The organism is Streptomyces collinus Tu 365, assembly GCF_000444875.1.
GTDB lineage: Bacteria > Actinomycetota > Actinomycetes > Streptomycetales > Streptomycetaceae > Streptomyces > Streptomyces collinus_A.
Genome location: NC_021985.1, coordinates 83,067 through 104,850, shown reverse-complemented (window position 1 = coordinate 104,850; position 21,784 = coordinate 83,067). Strand labels below are relative to the sequence as shown.

Annotated in this window: 19 protein-coding genes and 1 pseudogene; 9 read left to right on the top strand and 11 right to left on the bottom strand. The window is 72.7% G+C overall.

Annotated features, from left to right (window positions below):
- Window positions 1-55 precede the first annotated feature (55 nt).
- The gene (locus B446_RS35950) at window positions 56-847 is read right to left on the bottom strand and encodes a thioesterase domain-containing protein (protein WP_078614579.1); all 792 of its coding nucleotides are present in this window, start codon (window positions 845-847) and stop codon (window positions 56-58) included.
- 424 nt (window positions 848-1,271) lie between these two features.
- Between B446_RS35950 and B446_RS00395 the strand changes: the two genes are divergently transcribed.
- Together B446_RS00395 and B446_RS00390 are read left to right on the top strand one after the other, a co-directional pair.
- Window positions 1,272-2,576 (top strand): ATP-grasp domain-containing protein, encoded by a 1,305-nt coding sequence (locus B446_RS00395; RefSeq protein WP_020937411.1) that lies wholly within the window; start codon window positions 1,272-1,274, stop codon window positions 2,574-2,576.
- Window positions 2,573-4,177 (top strand): MFS transporter, encoded by a 1,605-nt coding sequence (locus tag B446_RS00390; RefSeq protein WP_020937410.1) that lies wholly within the window; start codon window positions 2,573-2,575, stop codon window positions 4,175-4,177. The genes B446_RS00395 and B446_RS00390 overlap by 4 nt, the downstream gene beginning before the upstream one ends.
- A gap of 699 nt (window positions 4,178-4,876) precedes the next feature.
- On the opposite strand, the pseudogene B446_RS37900 reads toward B446_RS00390, so the two are convergent.
- Window positions 4,877-5,314, bottom strand: a pseudogene (locus tag B446_RS37900) (hypothetical protein); the annotation flags it as partial.
- Window positions 5,315-5,406: 92 nt separating this feature from the next.
- On the opposite strand from B446_RS37900, the gene B446_RS00375 reads away from it, so the two are divergent.
- Both B446_RS00375 and B446_RS00370 read left to right on the top strand, forming a co-directional pair.
- Window positions 5,407-5,823, top strand: coding sequence for a MerR family transcriptional regulator (locus B446_RS00375; protein WP_020937408.1), 417 nt, complete (start codon window positions 5,407-5,409; stop codon window positions 5,821-5,823).
- A 156-nt stretch (window positions 5,824-5,979) separates the two neighbouring features.
- Window positions 5,980-6,597, top strand: a complete 618-nt coding sequence (locus B446_RS00370) for a DUF4328 domain-containing protein (protein ID WP_020937407.1) — start codon at window positions 5,980-5,982, stop codon at window positions 6,595-6,597.
- 141 nt (window positions 6,598-6,738) lie between these two features.
- Here B446_RS00370 and tpg read toward each other — a convergent pair whose 3' ends face one another.
- The gene (gene tpg / locus B446_RS00365) at window positions 6,739-7,296 is read right to left on the bottom strand and encodes a telomere-protecting terminal protein Tpg (protein ID WP_020937406.1); all 558 of its coding nucleotides are present in this window, start codon (window positions 7,294-7,296) and stop codon (window positions 6,739-6,741) included.
- A 13-nt stretch (window positions 7,297-7,309) separates the two neighbouring features.
- Window positions 7,310-9,553 carry a telomere-associated protein Tap gene (gene tap / locus B446_RS00360; protein ID WP_020943820.1) on the bottom strand — a complete coding sequence of 748 codons (2,244 nt, stop codon included), beginning with the start codon at window positions 9,551-9,553 and terminating at the stop codon, window positions 7,310-7,312.
- 202 nt (window positions 9,554-9,755) lie between these two features.
- Between tap and B446_RS00355 the strand changes: the two genes are divergently transcribed.
- Window positions 9,756-10,436, top strand: a complete 681-nt coding sequence (locus B446_RS00355) for an adenosylcobinamide amidohydrolase (RefSeq protein WP_020937404.1) — start codon at window positions 9,756-9,758, stop codon at window positions 10,434-10,436.
- Window positions 10,437-10,563: 127 nt separating this feature from the next.
- Here B446_RS00355 and B446_RS00350 read toward each other — a convergent pair whose 3' ends face one another.
- The 3 genes from B446_RS00350 to B446_RS35945 form a co-directional block, all read right to left on the bottom strand.
- Window positions 10,564-10,971, bottom strand: coding sequence for a YunG family protein (locus B446_RS00350; RefSeq protein ID WP_020937403.1), 408 nt, complete (start codon window positions 10,969-10,971; stop codon window positions 10,564-10,566).
- Window positions 10,972-11,083: 112 nt separating this feature from the next.
- Window positions 11,084-13,174, bottom strand: a complete 2,091-nt coding sequence (locus tag B446_RS00345; RefSeq protein WP_020937402.1) for a hypothetical protein — start codon at window positions 13,172-13,174, stop codon at window positions 11,084-11,086.
- Complete coding sequence (locus tag B446_RS35945; RefSeq protein WP_148305708.1) at window positions 13,171-13,608, bottom strand: hypothetical protein; 438 nt, start codon at window positions 13,606-13,608, stop codon at window positions 13,171-13,173. Before B446_RS35945 ends, B446_RS00345 begins: the two co-directional genes overlap by 4 nt.
- A gap of 716 nt (window positions 13,609-14,324) precedes the next feature.
- Here B446_RS35945 and B446_RS40010 point away from each other — a divergent pair.
- From B446_RS40010 to B446_RS00320, 4 genes are all read left to right on the top strand, one after another.
- Entirely contained in the window at window positions 14,325-14,501 is a 177-nt protein-coding gene (locus B446_RS40010) for a hypothetical protein (protein WP_020937400.1), read from the top strand.
- Between the two features lie 366 nt (window positions 14,502-14,867).
- The gene (locus tag B446_RS00330; RefSeq protein WP_020937399.1) at window positions 14,868-15,281 is read left to right on the top strand and encodes an ATP-binding protein; all 414 of its coding nucleotides are present in this window, start codon (window positions 14,868-14,870) and stop codon (window positions 15,279-15,281) included.
- A 411-nt stretch (window positions 15,282-15,692) separates the two neighbouring features.
- Window positions 15,693-16,313, top strand: a complete 621-nt coding sequence (locus tag B446_RS00325; protein ID WP_043474403.1) for an SRPBCC family protein — start codon at window positions 15,693-15,695, stop codon at window positions 16,311-16,313.
- A 36-nt stretch (window positions 16,314-16,349) separates the two neighbouring features.
- The gene (locus B446_RS00320; protein ID WP_020937397.1) at window positions 16,350-18,662 is read left to right on the top strand and encodes an FdhF/YdeP family oxidoreductase; all 2,313 of its coding nucleotides are present in this window, start codon (window positions 16,350-16,352) and stop codon (window positions 18,660-18,662) included.
- Between the two features lie 270 nt (window positions 18,663-18,932).
- Here the strand turns inward: B446_RS00320 and B446_RS00315 are convergent, their stop codons facing one another.
- From B446_RS00315 to B446_RS40895, 4 genes are all read right to left on the bottom strand, one after another.
- Window positions 18,933-19,592: a hypothetical protein gene (locus tag B446_RS00315; RefSeq protein ID WP_148305707.1), complete on the bottom strand. Its 660-nt coding sequence runs from the start codon at window positions 19,590-19,592 to the stop codon at window positions 18,933-18,935.
- A 45-nt stretch (window positions 19,593-19,637) separates the two neighbouring features.
- Window positions 19,638-20,096 carry a DUF1153 domain-containing protein gene (locus B446_RS00310; protein WP_020943823.1) on the bottom strand — a complete coding sequence of 153 codons (459 nt, stop codon included), beginning with the start codon at window positions 20,094-20,096 and terminating at the stop codon, window positions 19,638-19,640.
- Window positions 20,097-20,222: 126 nt separating this feature from the next.
- Window positions 20,223-20,816, bottom strand: a complete 594-nt coding sequence (locus B446_RS00305; RefSeq protein ID WP_020937394.1) for a hypothetical protein — start codon at window positions 20,814-20,816, stop codon at window positions 20,223-20,225.
- A 124-nt stretch (window positions 20,817-20,940) separates the two neighbouring features.
- Window positions 20,941-21,672 (bottom strand): Helicase associated domain protein, encoded by a 732-nt coding sequence (locus tag B446_RS40895; protein WP_078614578.1) that lies wholly within the window; start codon window positions 21,670-21,672, stop codon window positions 20,941-20,943.
- Window positions 21,673-21,784 lie beyond the last annotated feature (112 nt).

Sequence of the window (21,784 nt, the reverse complement as noted above, 5' to 3'; positions counted from 1 at the left end):
GGGCGTCGCTTGGTACGCCAGTCGGAAAGCGGCGCCGGTCAGCGCAGGGGAGCGGTCAGCGCAGGGGAGCCGGCACGGCTCTGCACCCTTGCGTGCCGGGCGCGGTGCGCCGGGCACCGCCGTTGCCGCGAGCGGCGATGAACTCCTGGATGTGCAGACGGAGTTGCTTCAGGTGCGGGGCGCGCAGGACGCCGAAGTGGTCGGTGTCCAGGGAGCGGACGCAGACGTCCGCGAGATGCGGCGACCAGCGCGCGGCCTGCCGCGGATCGTCACTGCCGGTACAGGTGATCAGCAGGGTGCGGCCGGGATGCCGGCCGTCCGCGCGGTGGCGGGTGCGGGCCTTGAGGTGGGCGTCGACAGTGCGCTCCGTGCGGGCGAGAGCGCCCGCGTCCATGTGGTCCGCGGCCTCGCTCAGCACCTGGCGGCGCACGGCGTCGTAGACCTCGGGCCCGTCGCCGACGGGTGCCGGACTGCTGTCGACGAGCACCAGGTCGGGCGCGTGCCCGCCGGTCAGCCGCTGCGCCGTCTCGAAGGCGAGCAGCCCGCCGAGGGACCAGCCGACGAACAGGTCGGCAGGGGTGGCAAGCGCGGCCACCGCCTCGGCGTAACGGTCGGCCATGGCCGGTATATGGGCGTCCGGTTCCTCGCCCTCCTCCAGGCCGAGCGCCCGGATGCCGTACACGGGGCCATGGCGGGAGAGGTGGGCGACGAGCCCCAGATAGGGAAGGAGGCCGCCACCCAGGGGGTGGAAGACGACGGTACGGATGTCGCCGGCCCGCCTTCCCAGCGGTAACAGCAGCGGCCTGGCTAAGCCGGCCGTCGTCTCGGTTTGCGCGCTGTGGCTCACAGGGGTCCCCCGCTCGAACCTGCGGTCGAGGCCGGCCGGCCTCGACCCGATGGTGCGTGGAGCGCCGAAACGCCATGGGGCCTTCGGGCGGTGTGTCGCGTGCGCCCTGTGAACAGCCCCGGACTTTCACTGCCCCCGGGGTCACCAGCACCACGTGAATCACACATCACCCAGGCAAGTGTGACTCAGGTCACACTCACGGAGGAGTGTGCGCCCCCCAATTCCCCCGCGCGTTCACGCATCGGCCCACGTCACGCGCACCGGCCCCCGACCGGGCCCGCACACGGCAGCCGGCGGACCCCCACCATGCCCCGACCGGCCGCACATGAATCCCGCTCCGGGGGAACACCTCTCATGGCCGACGCCATCCCGCGTCCGTTCGCCATCGATTTCCCGCCGCCGCGCGCGACGAGAAAGGGCCGCAATGTCTCACCTCCTCTTCGTGGAGACCACAGGTCTGGGCGTCCAGGCACTCGCCCACGCGAAGCGATGCGGTCACACCGTGACCTACCTGCACTGCCCCCTCTACGACTTCACCGCCACCCCGGCCCAGCGCGGACAGGCCATCCAACTCGCCGACCACACCGCGGCGTTCACCGACCCGCTGGACGGCGACACGGTGTACGCGGCACTGCTCGCCTCCGGCGCGGACCCCGCCGACGTCGACGCGGTGCTCTCCACCCTGAGCTACGGCGCACAGGCCGCCGCCGACCTCGCCGCCCGCATCGGCGCCCGCGGCACCTCACCGGCCGGCACCCTCGCGGCCCGGGACAAGGGCGAGTGCCGCCGCATCCTGCACGCACGCGGGGTGCCCAGCGTCGGCTTCCGGGTCGTCACCGACGCCGCCGAAGCACTGGAGGCCGCCGCGGCGATCGGCTACCCGGTGATCGTGAAACCGGTCCTCGGCATCGGGAAGGCCGTGACCTCCATCGCCCGCGACCCCTTAGCCGTGCGGGCCCACTTCGCCGCCGCGGCGGCCGACCGCGACGGACTCACCGAAGGCATGGCCCACCAGCTCGACGAGCGGTATCTGGTCGAGGAACTGGTCGCGGGGGACCTGTACTCCGTGGAGGTCGCCGCCTCCGCCGGACGCATGGTCCCCCTCGTGTGCGCGAGCCGCAAGGTGAGCCGGGAGAACCCGGTGCTGGAACTGGGATGCACCGTCCCCTCCGGACTGCCGGCCACCGACGAGGCCGCACTCGGCCGCTACGCCGTCCAGGTGTGCCGCGCACTCGGACTCGACCTCGGCATCTTCCACGTCGAGGTGATGCACACCCCGTCCGGCTTCCGGCTCATCGAGGTCAACCCCCGGCTGACGGGCGGCTCCCTGCCCGACACCATCAGCAGCGTCGCCGGCGTGGACGTCTTCGCCCTCCTGGTCGACCTGTTCCTCGGCGCCCCCCTGCCCGACGGCCCCCTGCCCCTGAAGGGCTCGGCCTCGCACTCCTTCCTCGCCGCACCGAGGAAGTCCACCGTGCCCGCCCAGCTCCCCGACACCTGGTTCACCCCCTTCCTCGCCCGCCTCCACTCCGGCTACGCCCGGGTGCGCGCCGGCGACGAGGTACCGCCCATGCGCACCAACTTCGACTCGTTCGGCATGCTGCGCGCCCTCGCCCCCACACCCGCCGAGGCCGAGGCGACGTGCACGGCGGTCAAGGCCGACATGGAAACCCTCTTCGGTTTCCCGCTGCTGGCCGAGCGGACCCGCACCCCGGCCCCGGTCGCGTGAGGCCCGACGGCGGCCGGCGGACCCCCGCGGGCACGAACAGCGACCGCGCGTCCGAACACCACGGCCGGACCCCCCCGAACGAAGACGACACGCCCGACCGCCGTAAGCACGCCGAGGGCGACGCGACGTCCGCCGCATCCGCGCACGCCGGAGGCGAGCGCCGCGAGCGCGCCGAGGACGACACGACGTCCGCCGCATCCGCGCACGCCGGAGGCGAGCGCCGCGAGTACGCCGACGGCGACACGACCCGCGCCCCCCTGCGCACGCCGGACGTGGCCGACGCGCCGAAGGACCAGCAGCCGGCCGGCACCCCGCGGGCACCCGCCCGGGCCGACGACCCGGCGCCGCAACCGCAGGACGCGCAGGCGCAGTCACGGCAGCGGCGAGGGCTCTCGCTCGCGGTGTACCTCACCTCGGCGACGCTCATACGCTCGGCGAGCGGTGGCGCTCCCGTCGCGCTCGTCGCGCTGACGCTGGCCCGGCCGGGGCACGGCGGGGCCGCGCTCGGCGGCGTCCTGGCGGCCCTGCTCACACTGCCCAACGTCGCCGGGCCGTGGATGGCGCGCTGGCTGGAGGAGGCCCGCGACCCCAGGTTCCGGCTGGCGGCCGCGTTCACCGTCTTCGGGCTGATGCTCGCCGCGACCGGTCTGACGCTGGGCCGTCTGCCCGTCGTCCTCGTGGGTCTCCTCGTCATCGTCGGCGGTCTGTGCGATCCGCTGATGACAGGGGGCCTCAGCAGCCGGCTCGCGCTGATCGTCGGCGAGGACACCCGCGCCCAGCGCCGGGCCGAGGGGTGGGACTCGGCGACCTACGGAAGCAGCAACATCCTCGGTCCGGCCGCGGTCGCCGCGATCACCGCCCTGACCGGGGCCCTGACCGCGGTCGTCGTGCTGGGCGCGGCCGGCGTGCTGGCCGGCCTGCTGATGCTCGCGCTGCCGAAGGAACGCCGCACCGCCGCCGCGAGGCAGCGCTCGATGCCCGTACGGGACGCCCTCACCGTGATCGTCCGGAAGGGGCCGCTGCGCCGCGTCATGATCGCCACGATGATCACGTCGGTCAGCACCGGCGGCGTGATGGTGATCGCGGTGGTCCTCGGCCGCAACCTCCAGGGTTCGGCGGGCGCGGGCGCCGCCCTCGGCGCCGCCTACGGCGTCGGCAACCTCTGCGGAGCGCTGCTGACCGGCGCGTTCCCCCTCACCGGGGAACCGGAGCGCTGGGTGCTGCGGCTGATCGCCGCGAACGCCGTGGCGGTCGGCCTGTGCGCACTGGCCCCCGGTTACGTCCTCGCCCTGGTGACCTTCGCCCTGGCGGGAGCGACGAGCGCCATCCTGTTCACCGCGTCCCTGGCCGTGCGCTCGGTGTACTCCCCGCCCAACGCCCGAGCGCAGGTGTTCGTGACGATGGCCGGGCTGAAGATGGCCGCCGGTTCGGCCGGCACGGCACTGGCGGGCACCCTGGCCGGCATCGGCCCGCGCCTCGCCCTGTGTCTCAACGCCGTCGTGGTCGCCTCGGCCGTCACCGTCGCCCTGACCGACCTGCGCCTGACCCGCCGCCGGTCGTCCGCCGCGGACCCCGGCGACATGCAGTCGCCGGCGGCATGACGGAGAGCAGGAAGCGGGCGAGTCCGTGGTCGGCGTCGGGGACGCCGCCGCGGGCTCGCCCGCCTCGCGCGCACGGCACCGCTCAAGCGGTCAGAGCTGATCCTGGGGGAGGTCCAGGGCGTCGCCGGCCGCCGGGCCGGGGACCATGCCCTGCATGAGTTCGTTCAGGTCCAGTTCGGTGGCACCGGCCGGGACGGTGGGCCGGGTGCCGTGTCCCATCCGCAGGGTCAGGCCCAGCTTTTTGACCTTGGTGTCCTCGGCCAGCCCGGCGAGGTCGACGCGCACCCTGTCCAACTCGCCGCCCCTGAGCGTGAAGTCGGCCTTCACGTCGGTGTCGGGGGCGTCCTTCAGGTCCTTGGCCGTCGGCAGTTCCATGCCCGGCGGCAGGTCCTTCACCAGCGGTCGCATCTCGCCGAACAGCTTGGTGACCAGCGTGCGGAAGGGGGCGGTGGCGGTGACGTGCTCGGTGCCGTCCGGGCCGTCCGCGGTCTTGAAGCGCACCTCACGGGCGACGACGTCGCGCAGGGCCGCCACGAGCTTCCGCTGCGTCCTGGTGTTCAGGGACGGGGCGGGCGCAGGACCTTCCGGGCTCCAGGCGCCGGCCTTCGCCTTCTCCATCTCCTTCGTACGGAACTTCACCCATCGGCCGGCGAAGAGAGCCTTGATCGCCCCGGCCTGCGGTGACTGGGCGTGTCCGTCCCGGGGCTGCCGCATCGCTCGCCTCATCGCTCGCAAGCTCCACGGCGCGAGCTGGAGGACGCCGAACGCGACCTCCACGCCGAGGAAGAGCCACAGCAGCCGCGACACCCCGTGGGCGAGTGCGTACGCCTGCCACGTCGCGAACAGGGCCCGGGCGATGCCGTCGAACAGTCCGTGCTGCGGCAGCGGTCTGACGATCCGCAGAACGGCCCAGACGACCACCACCGAGCCCATCAGGTTGGCGAACAGGACCTGCCACGGGTCGAGTTCGGGCAGGGCGCCGAGCCCGAGCGCCGTGCCGCACGAGGACAGCGTGTCGTGCACCAGGACGTAGGTCCACGGAGTCGCGAACCCGGCGGTGACGACCAGGTCGTACCAGGCGCTCGCGCGGACGACGCGGAGGTAGGTTGGGCGGGAAGGGGGGCGAAGACGGCTCACGGCGAGGCTCCTGCTTGGTCTCTTGACGACGGCGCCTCACGCTAAACAGTGGAGCACGCTCCAAGGTCAAGCCCGAGATCCGACGGAGGGGCATGCGCATCGGTGAGCTTGCCGCGCAGGCAGGCATGACCAGGGACACGATCCGGTTCTACGAGAAGGTCGGTCTCGTCACCGGCCGGCGTCTGCCCAACGGGTACCGCGACTTCCCGCCGGAGACGGTGGTCTGGCTCCAGTACGTCCGCACCGCGCAGGCACTCGGATTCTCCCTGGCGGAGATCGCGCGCAACGGCGAGGCGCTGCGCGAGGCGCCGGACACCGCGGAAGCACTGTCGACGCTCTTCGAGGAGAAACTCCGCGTCGTCGACACCCGGATCGCCGAACTGACCGCCCTGCGAGCCGAACTGGCCACGCGCGTCGGCACCGGATGCCCCCTGCGGCCGACCGGCCGACCCGCCGGGACGGACGCCGCAAGCGCCCCCGCGGAGGCAAATGCGCTGTCCCGAGCGTGACGGGGGAGACCTTGCGGGAAGGACAGGGGGCCAGGCCCGGCCGTGCGCCCGCACCGAGCGGGCCGCACCGGCCCCGACCTGCCCTATGATCCGCTTCTCCGACGATCACCTCTGGCCACGTTCCTGTGCGCCCCCACGACAGGCAGGTATCCACCCGTGTCCGGACCCACCGTCAAGGCCCCCTGGCTGCCCGCCCGCTTCGCCCAGGCCGCCGTGGCCGCGGCGGCCGTGGCGGACGTCGCCCGGGCCGTGACCGTGCGCGCGCACGCGGCCCATCCGCTGGACACGTCCGAGAGCACGTCGGGGCGGGTCTCCCAGGTGTACGTGAACCTGATGATCGTGGCGGCGGCGCTGTTCCTGGTCTGGTTCACCCGCTCCCGGCGCGTCGCAGGATCGCTGTCCCCGAACCCCCTTGCGGGGTCGGCCCCGTGGGCCGTGTTCTCCTGGCTGGTCCCGGTGATCAACATGTGGGTGCCGCGGGGGCTGGTCCTCGACGTCCTCCGTGCGAGCGGTCCCGGCGCGGCCCAACCGCGCGACCGGGTGCTGGTGAACGTCTGGTGGGCGACATGGATCGGGCACGCGCTGGTCGCCGCCGTGAGCGGCGGGCCGGGGCAGCGGGCTTCGCTCGCCATGCTTTTGGTGGCCGAGGGGCTGGAACTGGCCGCGGCCGCCCTGGCGATCGCCGTGATCCAGCGGATCACGACGCGGCAGGCCGCCGCGCTGGGATCGACGCTCCCGGCCCCGGGCGTTGCGAGCCTGCCGCCCCTGCCGTAGCCGACCGGCCGGGAGCCTCAGCCGAGGGGACAGTGGCCGCCGTTCGGCCCACCCGATGACACGGCTCCCCGCAGCGCCCCTGCAGCCACGAACATCCCCTCCAAGGCCCTTTCCCGCCGTCCTGTCCGGCCCCTGGGCCGGTCACAGCTCGAACTCGAGGTCGATCAGGTCGGTGAGTTCGACTTCGAGGCCGTGGGCGCGGCGGCCGTTGTCGCGGAAGTAGACCTCGCCGAGGGCCTCGGCGGCGACCTGGCGGAGCTGGTCGTCGGTGAGACCGGCTTCCTGGGCCTGGAAGAGACGGGCGGCATGGCCGGGTGGCAGGGCGAGGGTGAGGTGGCGCACGCGGGCGTCGTCGGTGCTGCCGGGGGCGGCGGTGTAGCCGAACCGGGCCCGGACGTCGATCATGATGCCGCCGGTGGTGGCCGCGGCCTGCTTCGCCTTGGCCCTGACCTGCGGCTGCCAGCGCACGAGCACCTCACGCTCGAGGCGGCCGGCGAGCTCCGGCCGGGGCTTCCTGATCTGGTTCTTCACATACCGTTCGACGGTGCGCTGACTGACGCCGAGCAGCTCGGCCACGCGCCGGGTGCTGCGCTGGTGCTGCTTGACCAGGTAACGCATCTGCGCTCCGGCGCTCTTCGGGACGGGACGCGTGAACGCCCCCCGGACGGCTTTGTCGAGTCCTTCGCCGATCGTGACCATCGCCGTAACCGCCCTATTCCCCGGTGTCCTTGGCGGTGACCTCGCCGGTCTTGATGTAGCGGGCGAGGTTGGCGACGTGACCGTCACCGGCGAGCTCCTCGAGCACGTTGGCTCCCCACAGCACGCTCTGGGTGCCCTCGTGCTTGACCATCCCCGGGGAGACGCCGAGCCGGAAGGAGCCGGGCACGGTCTTGCCGCCCGAGTCGTAGGGCAGGACGTCCAGCGGGCTGGGCCCGTCGGCGGCGTACACGGCGCAGTCCGAGAGCACCGCGACCGGGTACCGGCCGGTGGCCGCCGCCAGGTGCAGCATCTTGCGGTGCATGTTGATCCGGGCCCGGGAGATCACGGTGGCCCGGATGTCGGGGCGCCACGTCGGCCGGGCCAGAGCCGGCCAGGCCTGCCCCGGTTTCCAGCCGCCGCCGCGTGCCTTCTCCTGCAGCTTGCCGATGCCGCCCTTGACGGTCATCTTGACGGCGCCGAGAACGAGCGCCAGCTCCGGATCACGGCCGCGGTGGCCGTCCATCGCCTTGAGGAACGCGGCCGGGGAGAGCTTCTCGGTGACGCCCAGGTCCGCCATGGTGGCGACGTAGGCGTCGCGCAGCCGCTTGTACCAGCCGTCCAGGAACCGGCCGCTCTCGGGCCGCACCCACGCCTCCAGCGGGGCCACCTCGTAGCCGAGCTCGACGGCGTAGGCCACGGTGGGCGTGGTGTACCAGGCCGGGCCCTCGGGACGCCGGCCGGTCGGCGTGAACGGGCTGGGCAGCAGGTCACCGTCGAGGTCCCGCCACCGCTTGCCGACCTTCACCCGGTTCAGGTCGACGTGGGAGAGATCGACCAGCCAGGAGCCGGGCACCGTGGCGTCGAAAGTCGGATCGGTGACGTGCACGGGCGGCGACGCGAGGCCGACGACGGCGCCGTTGGCGGCCGCACCGAACGCCAGGTTCACGTCGATGCCGACCAGGTGGCGCCGCATGCACTCCTCATCGGTGAGATCCCGCGCCCAGTCGTAGGCCTCCTCGAACAGCTTCTCGCCGGGGCCGCGCACGTGAAAGCGGGGCAGGTGCGCCAGGACGGGGTGCCCGTCGGTCGCCTCGCACGGCGCCGGGTCCACCGGCTCGGTACCCAGCGACCCCGGCCGGTGCTCGCGGTGCCGCCTGCCTTCCTCGTCCGGCCGGCCGGCACGGGTCGGCGGGTTCAGCGCGGTCATCAGCTGCAGCCCCGTCACCGCGGTGGACCCCACCGGCGTCATCACCCGCTGCGCGTACACACCCAGCACCCGGGCCAGCTCCGCCGGCTCCAACCGGGCGGCATGGCCCCACGCGCGGTCGTCGAGGGCGCGCCACGAAGGAATGCACAACTGCACGCAACGCCGACGGCCCCCCTGAACGGGGCGGTAGATCCGCGCCCACGGCCCCAGCCCCCGCTTGGTGAGCTGCCAGTCCGCGCGCTGGAGCTGCTTGACGACCTTGTGCCCCTCCGGGAGCCGCCCGGCCAGCCGCTCCTCGTGCGACAGCTGGGCGGGCAGGCCGTAGCGCTCGCACGCCGCCTCGGTGAGCACCAGCAGCGGGTCGGCGTCCTTGCCCGAGCCGTGCAGCCGCTCCGCCCCGAGCCGCGCCTCGGCCAGCGTCCACTCCACCAGCGCGGGAAGGGACTTGGCGGGCACATCCAGGATCAGGCCGCCGACGCCGTAGCCGGTCACATGTCGCTCGGCGTCGGCATCGAGGACGAGCAGCGGGCCGTGCGCGTACGCCCCACCGGGCGGCGGCGTCTCCGCCGGAGCGGCCTTCTCGGCGGCCGGACGCCGGGAGGCCGGCGCAGGCCGGGAGGCGGCTGCCGGACGCGGGGCCGCCGCCGAGGCGGGAGCGGCGGCGGGGACAGCGGGCGCGGTGGTACCTGATGTGGCAGAGACTGCGGCTGCGGGCACCGCACCCGAGGCCGCAGGCGGCGCCATCGGCGCCGTGCCGGAGGCTGCCTTCGGCGCCGCCGTGTCCTCCTGCGGCGCACCAACGTCTTCAGTGGCGGGATAGAGCTGTGCGAGCTGCTCGAGCAGGCGCGCGTACGCATCCCGCTGCGGCGGCCGCGGCTCGGTCTTGCCCGATTCCCAGTCGCCGACGGTCGCGCGTCGCACGCCCAGGGCGGCGGCCACTTCGTCCAGAGTGAGGGCGTGCGCCTGGCGCAGCCGCCGGCGCTCCGCCGGCGACGGCAGCGACGACCGGGACGCCACCAGGGCATCCACCGCGTCGAACAATTCGGACATGAAGCACCTCCAGCCCCATCCTAACGAATGAGACGTACGAATAGCGCACATGCATCGTTCATTTCGCGTGCGGCAGGAGGGCGTCAGCCTGCAGAAGCGGCCAGGGCGCGCATGCTCGCCACCGCCTGCGGCCGCCGTCCCCGCCATGACGATCTGCCCGTACGATCAGCGGATTCATTTCGTCCTGAGGAGTACCTGCCAGGTGAGTGCCGTCATCCCGTCGTCCCGCGATGCCACCCGACTGCTGCGGGTGCAGCAGCTGTCCCGAGTCGAGGACGGTGAGAGGCTGCACGCTCTCTTGTGGCGGCCGGGACCCGGCTGGCGGATGATCAGCAGCGCTGTCCTCGGCGGAGGCATCGGGGAACGTTCCTGGATCCTCAACGCGCAGGTCTCCCACGGTTACCGGCGTACCGACCCGGCCCGGCACCTGGCCGTGCTGGCCCACGAAGCCGGCGCGCGGGGCGAGGGGGTGGGCCTGATGACGGCAGCCGACGTGCGGGCCCACGGCAGCGCGCATGACGGCGGAGTCGACGCGGTGGCGACGGCGGGCCTCGGCGTACGGGGATGGGCCGCATCCCCGGCCGAGGGCACCGCGGCGCCGCTACGGGCGGGCACGGTCAACATCGTCGTCGCCCTTCCCGTGGCGCTGTCCGACGCGGCGCTGGTCAATGCCGTCGCCACGGCCACCGAGGCCAAGGTGCAGGCGCTGGTCGGGGCCGGCTACGACTGCTCCGGTACACCCACCGACGCGGTCTGCGTGGCCACACGTACGCCCCGCAGAGGCGAGGACGTCCACGCTTTCGCCGGCCCCCGCTCCCTGTGGGGGGCCCGTCTGGCACGGGCCGTCCACGCGGCCGTATCCACCGCGGCGGCTGCCTGCTGACTCGCGACGGCACACGACCGGGTGGCTCGGCCCGCGTCACCGTGCCGGTGCTGCGCAGTGCCGTGTGTCCGCGCTCGCCCCGGCAGCCGCCATCGGGTAACTGCAGCTGAACCACGGCTTTCGCCGGTCAGGCCGCCGGCGCCGGGAGGTGCCCGAGGTGCCTGGTGACACGCTCACGCAGCAGGAGGTACTCCTTTCCGCGCCGAGGCAGAGGGCCCGGCGGCCGCTCGACGACCCGCGCTGCGGTCACGGTCTGGCCCGTGCGGAACTGCTCGCGCGTCAGGTCGAGTTCCGCACCGCTGGGCAGCCGGTTCCACCAGTGGAATCCCTGCTGATCGCTGCCGCAGTGGACCTCCCCGACCATGAGGTCGCCGCCGAAGATGTCGTTCACGACCAAGGCGGTGATGTCGCAGTGCCCCCAGGCCGGGTTGTCCGGCTGCCATCCGGCGCGGGCGAGGTCGTCCGGGGAACACGTGTCGGCGGCCCAGCTCGCGCGCAGAGCGTCGTGGAGGGTGAGCAGATTCCAAGGGGTCATCCCGCCAGCATCGCAGCAGCCACCGACAGCGACGGATCGCCGGGAGACGCCTGGTCAGCTGCCGGACCCGGACCGCGGATGCCGTCGACGCCTTCGCCTGGCACCCAGCCGATCAGCGGGGCCGCGCCAGGCGTTCCTGGAGGCGGGCGTGCCGGAACTGGTACACCGGGCCGGTCGCCCGGAGCAGGTTGCGGCGGCGGGCGTCCTCCAGAAACGCCATCAGGCACACCGGGGTGCCCTCGCGGGCGGAGAGCTGAAGGGCGGTGGCGGCGGTGGCGACGGCCGTGTTGCAGACCGGGCCGGCCATGACGGCCGTCAGCAGCGCACCCGAGAACGCGGCCAGCGCGCCCAGGGGGGAGCCCAAGTACCAGGCCACCAGGGGCCCGGCCAGCAACCCCACCGCGACCCCGGTCAACAGGCCGAGGACGAGGCGCAGTCCGAGGTGGTGCCGCCACACATCCCTGGGCCCGACCGAACGGGTGTCCTGCAGCGGTGGGCGGTTGTAGTACTCCCGTACGTCGTCGTACCAGGAGCCCGCTCCGGCGGACAGCAACGGCACGCCCGCCACGATCTGGTGGCCGCGACCGGTCACCAGGACCCCGGTGTACCCGAGCGGCAGGGTGGTGAGGAAGCAGAGCCACGCGGGCGGCGGGCTGTCGCCCGGCAGCAGGGGCGCGCTCAGTGTCGTCGCGGTGCCGAGGACCAGCCACTCCACCACGCCCGAGACGATGGCTCCCGGAGTGAAGATGTCCCGCCAGCCGGCACTCTGCAACGGCTGCGGATCACTGAGTTCCGCGAAGCGGTCGCCGGCCACCCAACCGCCCAGGACCGCGCCCGGGACCGCGAGCAGCACGGTGGACAGGGTGGGGGAGGCCAGCCACATCACGACGAAGGTGGGCACCCCGCACACCACGCTGACCAGCGCCCACATGGCGAGCCGTCTGGGCCGGACCTCGGCCCACCCTGTGATGTGCCACCACCGCAGGTCCCGTTCCCCTTCGCCGGCGAGGCGCCGCGCGACGAACCGCAGGGTCCGCTCCGCCGTCTCGGCGGACCAGCGGGGGGCCGGGGTGCCGGGCCGCGGAGTGTAGGCGGCGGTGACGGCGTGGTCCAGCAGATGGTTCTCGACCTCGGTGGAGGTGTCGAAGCGGGCGCTGTCGAGGAGTTCGTCCACCGGACCGTCGTCGGCGTAGATGTCCCGTACCAGGGTGATCGCCAGCGGCTTGGCGAGGGCGTGGGCCACCGCGCTGTCCGGGGCGTGCAGCAGCCGGTCGGTGAGCGCCCGCCACGCGGCGGGCGCCGGGTCGGGCAGCTGGTCGAGCAGGTACGTGGCGGCCTCGGCCGGCGCGACGGGCTGGATCTCCAGCGCCACGGCGCTGCCCAGCCGGGCGTTCTTCTTCGCGGTCCGTACGGCCTCCAGCGCCCGGGAGACCAGCACCAGCCGGCACGGAGCCTGCGCCAGCGCGGTCACCATCGCGCCCCGCAGCTTGTTGCCGTCGACCTCGTCGAGCCCGTCCAGGAACAGTGCCACCCGTCCCGACTCCAAAAGCTCCCGGGCCCGCCCGCGGCCGCCCCGCCCGGCGAACAGCGTGTACTCCCGGGCCAGCCGTTGCGCCGCCCACTCCGTCGCCTTCTCCCGGGCCGGGTCCCAGCCGTCGAGCGTCAGCAGCACCGGCACCGGCACACGCGCCCGCTCCCTCGCACTGAGGTCCGGCCGGGCGCGGTGGCGCAGCGCGGCCAGCAACAGCAGCACCGCGGTGGCCGTCTTGCCCACCGCCGGCGCACCCAGCAGAAGCAGCCGACCCGAGGCCAACCCGCCGTAGACGGCGTGCAGTTCGTCCAGTCCGCCACCGGCCCGCAGCCGCTCCTGGGTCACCGCCGCCAGGCCGGGCAGCGGTTCGAACCGGGACCACCGGCCCTTGGCGGTCGCCGCGCCGACCGGGCCCGACAGGTCCCGGCGGGTCACCCGCCAGCGCGGCGGCAGCGGCGGCGGCTCCAGCAGCCGCCGCAGCCCGGCCTCCTCCTGCCACTGCATCCACACGGCGCGGGCCAGCTCGTCGGCCGAGGCGTCCAGCCGGGACGGGACCTCAAGGCCGTGATGGTGATGGACGTTCTGCGTGCTGCCGGCACCCGTCTGCAGAGCGACCGGCCCGTGGAAGGCGTTGCCGCTCACCCCGTCCGGCCCGGCACCGGGCCCGCTCATCCCGCCGTCCCGAAGTGGATGTCCTGGGTGCTGTGCGCGCCCGTCTGGAAGGCGACCGGCCCGCGAAAGGTGTTCCCGGACACCGCCCCGCCGCTCTCCTGGCCCCCCGTCCGCGCCCGCAGCGCGTCGAGCCCGGCCACCAGCTCGTCCCGCTCCGCCGCCGCCACACTCTCCAGCAGCGCGGCGAACTCCCCGCGCCACAGGCGTGCTTGCACCTCGCGCTGCCACTCCCGTTCCCCCTCGTCCGCGCCCGCCGCCAGTGCGACGGCGGTGCGGTCCAGCCGCTCCAGCGCCTCGCCCTCCCGGCCCGGGTCACCGCGGCCGACCAGCCGGGCGCACCGCGTCCGGAACCACGCCCACAGGTCCGAACCGGCGGCCTCCACCACCGCGGTGCCCCCCGCCGCGGCGGCAGCCGTCATCACCTCGTCAAGCATCGCCAAACCCCCCAGTCCAGCCATGACGTCCTGAACATCCTGAAATCAGGACAGGGACCCTAGCGCGGCGCGCACGCGCACCAGACGGTTTTCCCGATTCCCCGGACCGGGCGCTACGCCCCACTCGTCGACCATGGCGTCCAGCCGCACGAGACGCCGCCCGCACTCGGCCTCCACCTAAGACGCCCTTCGGGCAGGACAGCCGGGACGACCTGTCGGCCACCTCCACCCGCACCGCCGACACCAGCCGCAGCACCGCCCACGAGCAGGGCCGCTCCGGTCGAAGCGCGCAGGCGCCCTCGCCGGCGACTCGGCGCGGCCCGGGCGCCTGCGCGCTTCGACCGGAGTGGCCCCCGCGGACGGATGCAGAAGTGGGGCGCCAGGGGGCGGCTGTCGGTCGCGTATCGGGCGCGGATGCTCCCCGTTCCTCACATTCGGGCGTTTGGCCTTGTATGCAACGTTCTGAGGAGTTTGGCCCGGCAAGGTTGCAGTCGCGATGAGGCCCGGTCGTCGGGTCCTCACCGGACGTGGAGGAGCACGATGCGAGGCTTGAGGACTCTCGGGGCGGGCGCGCTGGCGGTGGCCCTGGTGTCGGGCGTCGGGTGGGCGGCGCAGGCGTCGGACGGCCAGGCGCCCGTCGAGGCGGCCGCGGTGGTGGACGGGTACCAGGTGGTGAAGCTGCCGAACGCGACCGTGCCGAACTTCCAGCGCGGACGGTGTTCTGCCCACAGGGGAAGGTCGCCATCGGCGGGGGAGCGGAGGCGCAGGGCCAGGACGCCATCCTCGTCGGCTCGTTCCCGACCGACGACGGACGCGGCTGGACCGCCCTCGGCCGGCAGATGCGGTACAGCGACGTCGGGATCTCGGTGTACGCGATCTGCGCGAACCGCTGATCTCCCAACCCCTCCGGCTGCGCCCCGCCCCATTCCTCAAGGAGCGGGGCGCAGCGTTGCTCAAGCCGGAGCGTGACCTGGCAGGCCCTGTCGGCTCCAACGGTGCGCCGCCGTACCCGATGATCACCTGGCTTTGCCCCCGGGAACGGACAGCAGCATTCCGGCTGCCGCAGAAGCCGCGCCGGTTCACCCTCTCCCACCGGAACCGCCCGGCCAACGGCTGCTGCGTCGCGACGGTGCTCGTCCCGGCGGGGGCCCGGCCTGTGCCCCGGCGACACGGGAACGTGTCACCAAGGACGGACCAGGGACTTCGCATCGGCTATCGGGGGCAGACGGGGATAAGTGCAGCGATTGGAGGAGGAGACAGTGGCGGAGGAGTCGTCGTTGAGGGCTGTGGGATGGGCGCGCTCGCTCCCGGTGAGCAGTGGGGCGAAGGGAGCGAGGGACTGGACACGCGCGCACCTGACGACGCTCGGCTGGGCGGCTACCGCCCCTGACCTGGTGGACTCGGTGGTTCTGGCCGTTTCCGAGTTGGTGACCAACGCGCACATGCACGCCCGCAGCGCGGCGCAGCTGATCCTCACCTGGGACGAGGAGTGCCTGCATGTGACGGTGCACGATGCCTCGCCACGGCTGCCCGAACAGCGCCCCTCCGATGCCGGCGCAACCGGGGGCCGCGGCCTGCAACTGGTCGACGCACTCGCCGACACCTGGCAGGCCCACCGGTGTCCCCGTGGCAAAGACGTGATCGCCTGCTTCCAGCCACACGCAGCCCACTGACACACAGCCTGCTGCGGAACGTCGGCCGGGCGCGGGCGGGGTGATCGTGCGGCGTCGCGATGGCGACGTCCTGTCCCTGAGCCAGAGGCGTTCGCTCGCCGTGTGGATGCCGGTGCCGCGCACGGCTTCCCGCACCGCCGCGTCGCGTGCGGCTTAGGACCTCGGGACAGCGTCAGGGCGCCTGCCGCGGCCACCTGGAGAAGCCCGTGACCAACGCCCGTATCGCGCCCCCGGCTCGGCACCCCTCCCGCGAGCCAGGCCCAGCCCCTTCTCGCGCTCGGGGCCGCCCGGGATGCCCACGCGGTCGGGTGACTCGAAACCCTGGATCGGGGAACCGGAAGCGATGCCCTGCCTCATAAAGGGGGGCCGGGTCTTCGGACGCCCGGCTCCCTCACCGGAAGAAGGACCATGATGACGCGCGAAGACGACGGTGGGCAGTCCGTGCCGAACACCCCAGGCAAGCGCTCCGGCGGCGACGGCGTCACACGCCGCCGTCCGCTGCGCGAGCGGCACGTCGAGGAGACGGTCGAGGTCGCGGTGCCGGTCCGCACGGCCTACAACCAGTGGACGCAGTTCAAGACGTTCCCGCGCTTCTCGACCATGGTCCGCGACGTCGAGCAGATCAGGCCTACCGTCACCGCGTGGACCATCGGCTACGGCCCCCTGCGTCACCGTTTCGCCGTCGAGATCGTGGAACAGGACCCTGACGCCTACCTGGCCTGGCGTGGCCTGGAGCAGCACCCCACCCACCAGGGCGAGGTCGAGTTCAGGCCGACGGAGTCCGGTGGCACCGCGATCACGGTCCGGATGCTCCTCCAACCGCGGGGGGCAGCGAAGGTCCTCACCCGCTCGTCCAGGGTCGTGGGGCTCACCGTGCGGCTGGTGCGCGGGGAACTGGTGAGCTTCAAGCACTTCATCGAAGGGCTCGGTCAGGAGGGCGGTGCCTGGCGCGGCACCATCCGCAACGGCCGGGTTCAGCACGACACCCCGGAACCGCCCAGGAGCCGTGTCGCCCAGTGGCCCGTCGGCTGACCCGCGTACCGCACACGGCAAGAGAAAGGCCAAGCGATGCAGAACCCGCCCGGTGAGGAGCCGGAGACCTCCCTCTCCGTGACACCGCCGAAGAAGTGGGCGGCCGGGGTTCCCGCCGTCGTGCACGCGCTGGAGTACTCCCTGGAGCAGACCTCCCCGCGCAAGACCGGGGTCGACCTGCTCACCATGAACCAGGTGGGCGGGGTCGACTGCCCCGGCTGCGCGTGGGCGGACCCCGCTCCGGGCCGGCGCCATCGCAATGAGTACTGCGAGAACGGCGCGAAGCACATCAACGACGACGCCACGACGCGCCGGATCACCGCCGACTTCTTCCGCGAGCACAGCGTGTCCGATCTGGCCGCACGCTCCGACATGTGGCTCAACCAGCAGGGCCGGCTCACCGAGCCGATGATCAAACGGCCCGGGTCGGACCACTACGAGCCCATTGGCTGGAACGACGCCCTGGGCGTGCTCGCGCAGGAACTGAAGGGGCTGGACTCGCCCGACGAGGCGGTCTTCTACACCTCCGGCCGGGCCAGCAACGAGGCCGCCTTCGTCTTCCAGCTCTTCGCCCGCGCCTACGGCACCAATAACCTGCCCGACTGCAGCAACATGTGCCACGAGTCCAGCGGCTTCGCCCTGAACGAGACGCTGGGCGTCGGCAAGGGCACCGTGAGTCTCGACGACCTCCACCACGCGGACCTGATCTTCCTGGTGGGGCAGAACCCGGGCAGCAACCACCCGCGGCAGCTTTCGGCCCTGGAGGAGGCCAAACGCAACGGCGGCCGCATCGTGGCGGTGAACCCGTTGCCGGAGGCGGGCCTGCGACGCTTCAAGAACCCGCAGAAGCCGCGTGGGGTCGTGGGGCGGGGCACCCAGATCGCCGACCGCTTCCTGCACATCAAGCCGGGCGGGGACCTTGCCCTGTTCCAGGCACTGAACCGGTTGTTGCTGGAGGCGGAGGACGCGCGTCCCGGCACCGTCCTGGACCACGACTTCATCAACGCCCATACCTCCGGCTTCGAGGAGTTCGCCCGGCACGCCCGCACCGTCGACTGGGACGACGTGCGTACGGCGACGGGACTGACCCGCGAGGAGATCGAGAAGGTCCGCGACGAGGTCCTGCGGAGCGAACGCGTCATCGTGTGCTGGGCGATGGGCATCACCCAGCACAAGCACGGCGTACCCACCATCCGGGAGATCGTCAACTTCCTGCTGCTGCGCGGCAATCTGGGGCGCGCCGGCACGGGCGCCTGCCCGGTGCGCGGCCACAGCAACGTCCAGGGCGACCGCACCATGGGCATCTGGGAGCAGATGCCGGACACCTTCCTGGACGCCCTTCAGGACGAGTTCGGCTTCGATCCGCCGCGCCCGCACGGCTTGGACTCGGTGAACTCCAGCAAGGCGATGCTGGAGGGCCGCGTCAAGGTCTTCCTCGCCCTGGCCGGGAACTTCGTACGCGCAGCGCCCGACAGCGAGGTCACCGAGAAGGCGATGCGATCGTGCCGGCTGACCGCCCACATCTCCACCAAGCTCAACCGCTCGCACACCGTCTGCGGCGACACCGCCTTGATCCTGCCGACGCTTGGGCGCACCGAGCGTGATGTCCAGGCCGACGGCGAGCAGTTCGTCACCGTCGAGAACTCCATGAGCGAGGTGCACACCTCCCAGGGACGACTCGAACCGGCCTCGCGCGTGCTGCTGAGCGAGGTCGCCATCCTGTGCCGGCTCGCCCGGCTGAGCCTCGACGGCGAGGGGAACATCCCCTGGGCCAAGTTCGAGGGCGACTACCACACCATCCGCGACAGCATCTCTCGGATCGTGCCGGGCTTTCACGACTTCAACGCCCGGGTGACCCGTCCGGGAGGCTTCCAGCTACCCAACCCGGTCAACGAGGGCGTGTTCAGGACCGAGACCGGCAAGGCCCGGTTCACCTGCAACGAGCGGGTGGTCCCCCGGGCCCCCGAGGGTCACCTGCTGCTGCAGACCTTGCGCTCGCACGACCAGTGGAACACCGTCCCGTACACCAACAACGACCGCTACCGCGGCATCCACGGCAGCCGCCACGTGATCCTCGTCAACCCGGCCGACCTGTCCGAACTCGGCCTCGCCCAGGGCGATCGCGTGGACCTGGTGAGCGTCTGGGAGGACGGTACCGAGCGCCGGGCCGAGAACTTCGAGGTCGTGTCCTACCCCGCGGCCAAGGGTTCGGCCGCCGCCTACTACCCGGAGACGAACGTCCTGGTGCCGCTCGACAGCGTCGCCGACGTGAGCAACCAGCCCACGTCGAAGGGCATCGTCGTCCGCCTCGAACCCACAGGCGACCGATCCCGGCCGGCACCCGTCTGACCGAAACCGACGAGGTCGTGGGGCCCGCTGACAGCAGCGGGCCCGCCGTCCGTCCAGGCGAGGGCGGCCGCGAAGGGCCACCCCGACACCACGCCGGTCACCGACATCGTCCTGCCTGAATCCGTGGAGTAGGTGCGCCAGATCTCCAGATCTCGACGGTGAGCCGGTCGGTGGCAGCAAGCTCGGCGAGTTCGGACAGGGCCTGGGGCACGGTCGGCGGGATCCATGCCGGTGAAGCGCACCGCCGCCGCTGCAACTCGGCCCGGCCGGTCACCCGTTGCCGCCGTTGCCACCGCGGCCGCCCTGGCCGCTCGTCTCGCAGCCGACCCCGAGACAGGTGCCGCCGTTGCCGCCGCGCCCGCCGGTGCCGCCGTCCCCGCCGCCCGCGGCGTCGCCGCCGGTGCCGCCGGTGCCGCCGTTGGCGCTGCCGGCGCACACCCCGACACAGATGCCGCCGTTGCCGCCGGCGGTGCCGTTGCGACCGGGTGCCCCAGTGCTGCCGTTGCCGCCGTTGGCGCTGCCGTTGCACAGCCCGGCACAGATCCCGCCGCTGCCGCCGTTGGTTCCGTTGACCGTTCCGTTGCAGTTGCCCGCACAGATCTTGTCGCCGACCCGGATGTTGCCGTTGCCGAACTCGACGCCGCTGAGCACTCCGGCGCCGAAGACGGGGCGGCCCGCGCCGGATCCGTTGCCGTGGTTGTCGGCGGGGAGGTGCAGGGCGGCATCGCTCACGGCCGCCTGGCTCTGCGGCATCGGCGCCGCCATGGCGGTCGGCGCCAGCGCACCGCCGGCGACCACGGCAACCGAGACGGCCAGACCCAGACCGAATTTCGACGGGCGTACGGGCATCGAATTTCTCTCTTTCTGAAGACGTTTCCGAGAATTGCGAGAAAAGCGCGAGCTGGGGAAAATATGGATGGCAAAAATCATGGGCGCCCCGGTCCAGAAATTCGGGCCGGGGCGCAGGCGCCCTCCTCAGGAGCCGGGGGCGGAGCCGTCGTCGAGCAGCCCCAGCCAGTCGCCGTCCTGGAACTGCCGCTGCCAGGTGTCGACCTCCTTCTCCGGGATTCTGTACTTCTTGGCGACGTCGGCCTTCGTCGCGTGGCCGGAGGTCACGGTCAGCACGATCCGGACCTTGTCCATCACGGTGAGATCCGGCTCCGCCTTGTCGGGCAGGTCCTTGAAGGACAGGCAGCCGCCGGGCTGGCCGGGCTGGCCGGGCTGGCCCGGTCGGCCGGGCGCGCCGCCCTTGCCCCCCGCGCCGCCCTCCCCACCCTTGCCGCAGTGCGCGGACCGGCCGGCGAGGGCCGAGTAACCGCTGGTGCCGGTGGTGCCTGTGTGCGTCGCGGCCTGGGCGGCGCACGCGGTGCCGGAGACGAGGGTCAGGGAGGCCACCGCCATGAGGAGGGGACGCCGCCAGGAGATTGTGGACATCGAGGTTCTCCGATTCTTCTGTTGCCCGGGGGTGGAGGTTCTTCCGTTGGAGGGGTGGAGGCCTGCCAGGCCTCCACCCCGTGGTGCTGCGGCGTCGCGGCCCTGGGTACCGCAGGCCCCTGGCGGTCAGAAGAGGCTGCCGCCACCCGCGCCGCCCGCCCCACCGGTCCCGCCGAACAGACCGCCCAGTCCGGCCGCGCCGCCCTTGCCGCCGTTGCCGCCCTGGAGGATGCCGAAGCCGCCGTTGCCCCCCTTGCCGCCGTTGCCGCCGACGAGGACACCGCTGCCGCCGCCACCGCCGCTACCGCCGCTCCCGGCGAAGATGCCGGAGCCACCGGCACCACCGTTGCCGCCGGCACCGCCGACGACGCCGTCGCCACCACCACCGCCGCCGCCACCGCCGCCACCTGCGAGGATGCCGTCGCCGCCCTTGCCGCCGTTGCCGCCGGCACCGCCGACGCCCAGGACGCTGCCCCCGCCGGAGCCGCCGGAGCCGCCGCCCCCGCCGATCAGGCCGCCACCACCGGCGCCACCGTCACCGCCGGCGCCGCCGCCCTGCACGAAGGCCACGGTCGAGGCGGGCATCGGAGCCGCCATCGCGGAGGACACGGGGAGGGCGACGCCTCCGGTGAGCAGTGCGGCCGACGCGAAGACGGTCGCAAAGCGAATACCTCGACGCCGGGGACGGGTCTCGTCGTACGTGCGCTTGGTACGGGTCATGGATTTTCCTCTTTCTTCTCAAGGGCATCTCTGTCGCCCAGTGATTCGAGATGTCGGTGAGGCCCCTTGGGGAGAATTCCGCCTTACCGGTCGGCCTCGTTCCTTTCCGGTGAGGCCTTGTGCTTCAAGTACGCCCTGTTCGCCCAGCCTGGTCACGTTCCGCAAGTTCGGGACTTGACTCCGCACGTAGGCGCCGGGTAAAAGCACCGGTCGAGTGGCGGGAGGCCCCCTGTCCCCGCAGAAGGCACAGCGGCGAGGGCGCCCCCTTCGGGTCGGCCGGCCATGAGGCGAGGCTGAGATTGGCGCGGGAGCGGGCGAGGCGGACCGCCTCCGTGAGGAAGCGGGCCTGTGTCGCCGCGCTCGGGGCGCCGCGTAGCCGCGGTGCCGTAAGCATTGATGCGGATGCTCGACCGCGCGTTGGAAGGTGCCCGTGTGCGGCAGCCCATCCACGGGCGGCGGCGAGTCCTTCTACCCAGATGGTGTCGTGATGCGACCAGACCATGCCCAGAGCGTCGAGCTGGGCGATGTGGTCGGGGTCCATGTCCCCGAGGGCGTGGAACCGCCTGGTATCGGCCACCCAAGGCCGCCCCAGCGGGAAGGCCGCGAGAGCGCTCGGCCACTCCTCTGTCTCCGCCTCCTGCTCATCGCCGGCGGGAACGCGGTGGTTTGCGAAGGGCACACGCAGGTCGCCGTGGTGCCGGTGGTAGAAGGTGGCGGCTTCCATGCCGCGCCGCCAATGGGCGTGTTCGGGGCTGAGGACGCGGAGGTTGATGAAGGCAGCGAGCGCGGCAGGATCACACGGGGTGGAGACCTTCAACAGGGCCCCGGACCGGCATCGACAGCCGGTCCTGCTCATCGAGGGCAGAGCCTTCCGCGGAGCGGGACTGTACGCCTGTGACACGCTTCGTGCCTGAGGCTCGGCGAGCCACCCCACACCCGCCGGGCCGCACGGCGCGTATGACGTGAGG

Excerpts from the sequence above, each read along its gene's own strand:
- B446_RS00395 (WP_020937411.1), top strand. The coding sequence starts at position 1,272 with ATGTCTCACCTCCTCTTCGTGGAGACCACAGGTCTGGGCGTCCAGGCA.
- B446_RS00375 (WP_020937408.1), top strand. The coding sequence starts at position 5,407 with ATGCGCATCGGTGAGCTTGCCGCGCAGGCAGGCATGACCAGGGACACG.
- tpg (WP_020937406.1), bottom strand. The coding sequence starts at position 7,296 with ATGGTCACGATCGGCGAAGGACTCGACAAAGCCGTCCGGGGGGCGTTC.
- tap (WP_020943820.1), bottom strand. The coding sequence starts at position 9,553 with ATGTCCGAATTGTTCGACGCGGTGGATGCCCTGGTGGCGTCCCGGTCG.
- B446_RS00350 (WP_020937403.1), bottom strand. The coding sequence starts at position 10,971 with ATGACCCCTTGGAATCTGCTCACCCTCCACGACGCTCTGCGCGCGAGC.
- B446_RS00345 (WP_020937402.1), bottom strand. The coding sequence starts at position 13,174 with ATGAGCGGGCCCGGTGCCGGGCCGGACGGGGTGAGCGGCAACGCCTTC.
- B446_RS35945 (WP_148305708.1), bottom strand. The coding sequence starts at position 13,608 with ATGCTTGACGAGGTGATGACGGCTGCCGCCGCGGCGGGGGGCACCGCG.
- B446_RS00325 (WP_043474403.1), top strand. The coding sequence starts at position 15,693 with ATGACGCGCGAAGACGACGGTGGGCAGTCCGTGCCGAACACCCCAGGC.
- B446_RS00320 (WP_020937397.1), top strand. The coding sequence starts at position 16,350 with ATGCAGAACCCGCCCGGTGAGGAGCCGGAGACCTCCCTCTCCGTGACA.
- B446_RS00315 (WP_148305707.1), bottom strand. The coding sequence starts at position 19,592 with ATGATTTTTGCCATCCATATTTTCCCCAGCTCGCGCTTTTCTCGCAAT.
- B446_RS00310 (WP_020943823.1), bottom strand. The coding sequence starts at position 20,096 with ATGTCCACAATCTCCTGGCGGCGTCCCCTCCTCATGGCGGTGGCCTCC.
- B446_RS00305 (WP_020937394.1), bottom strand. The coding sequence starts at position 20,816 with ATGACCCGTACCAAGCGCACGTACGACGAGACCCGTCCCCGGCGTCGA.
- B446_RS40895 (WP_078614578.1), bottom strand. The coding sequence starts at position 21,672 with ATGAGCAGGACCGGCTGTCGATGCCGGTCCGGGGCCCTGTTGAAGGTC.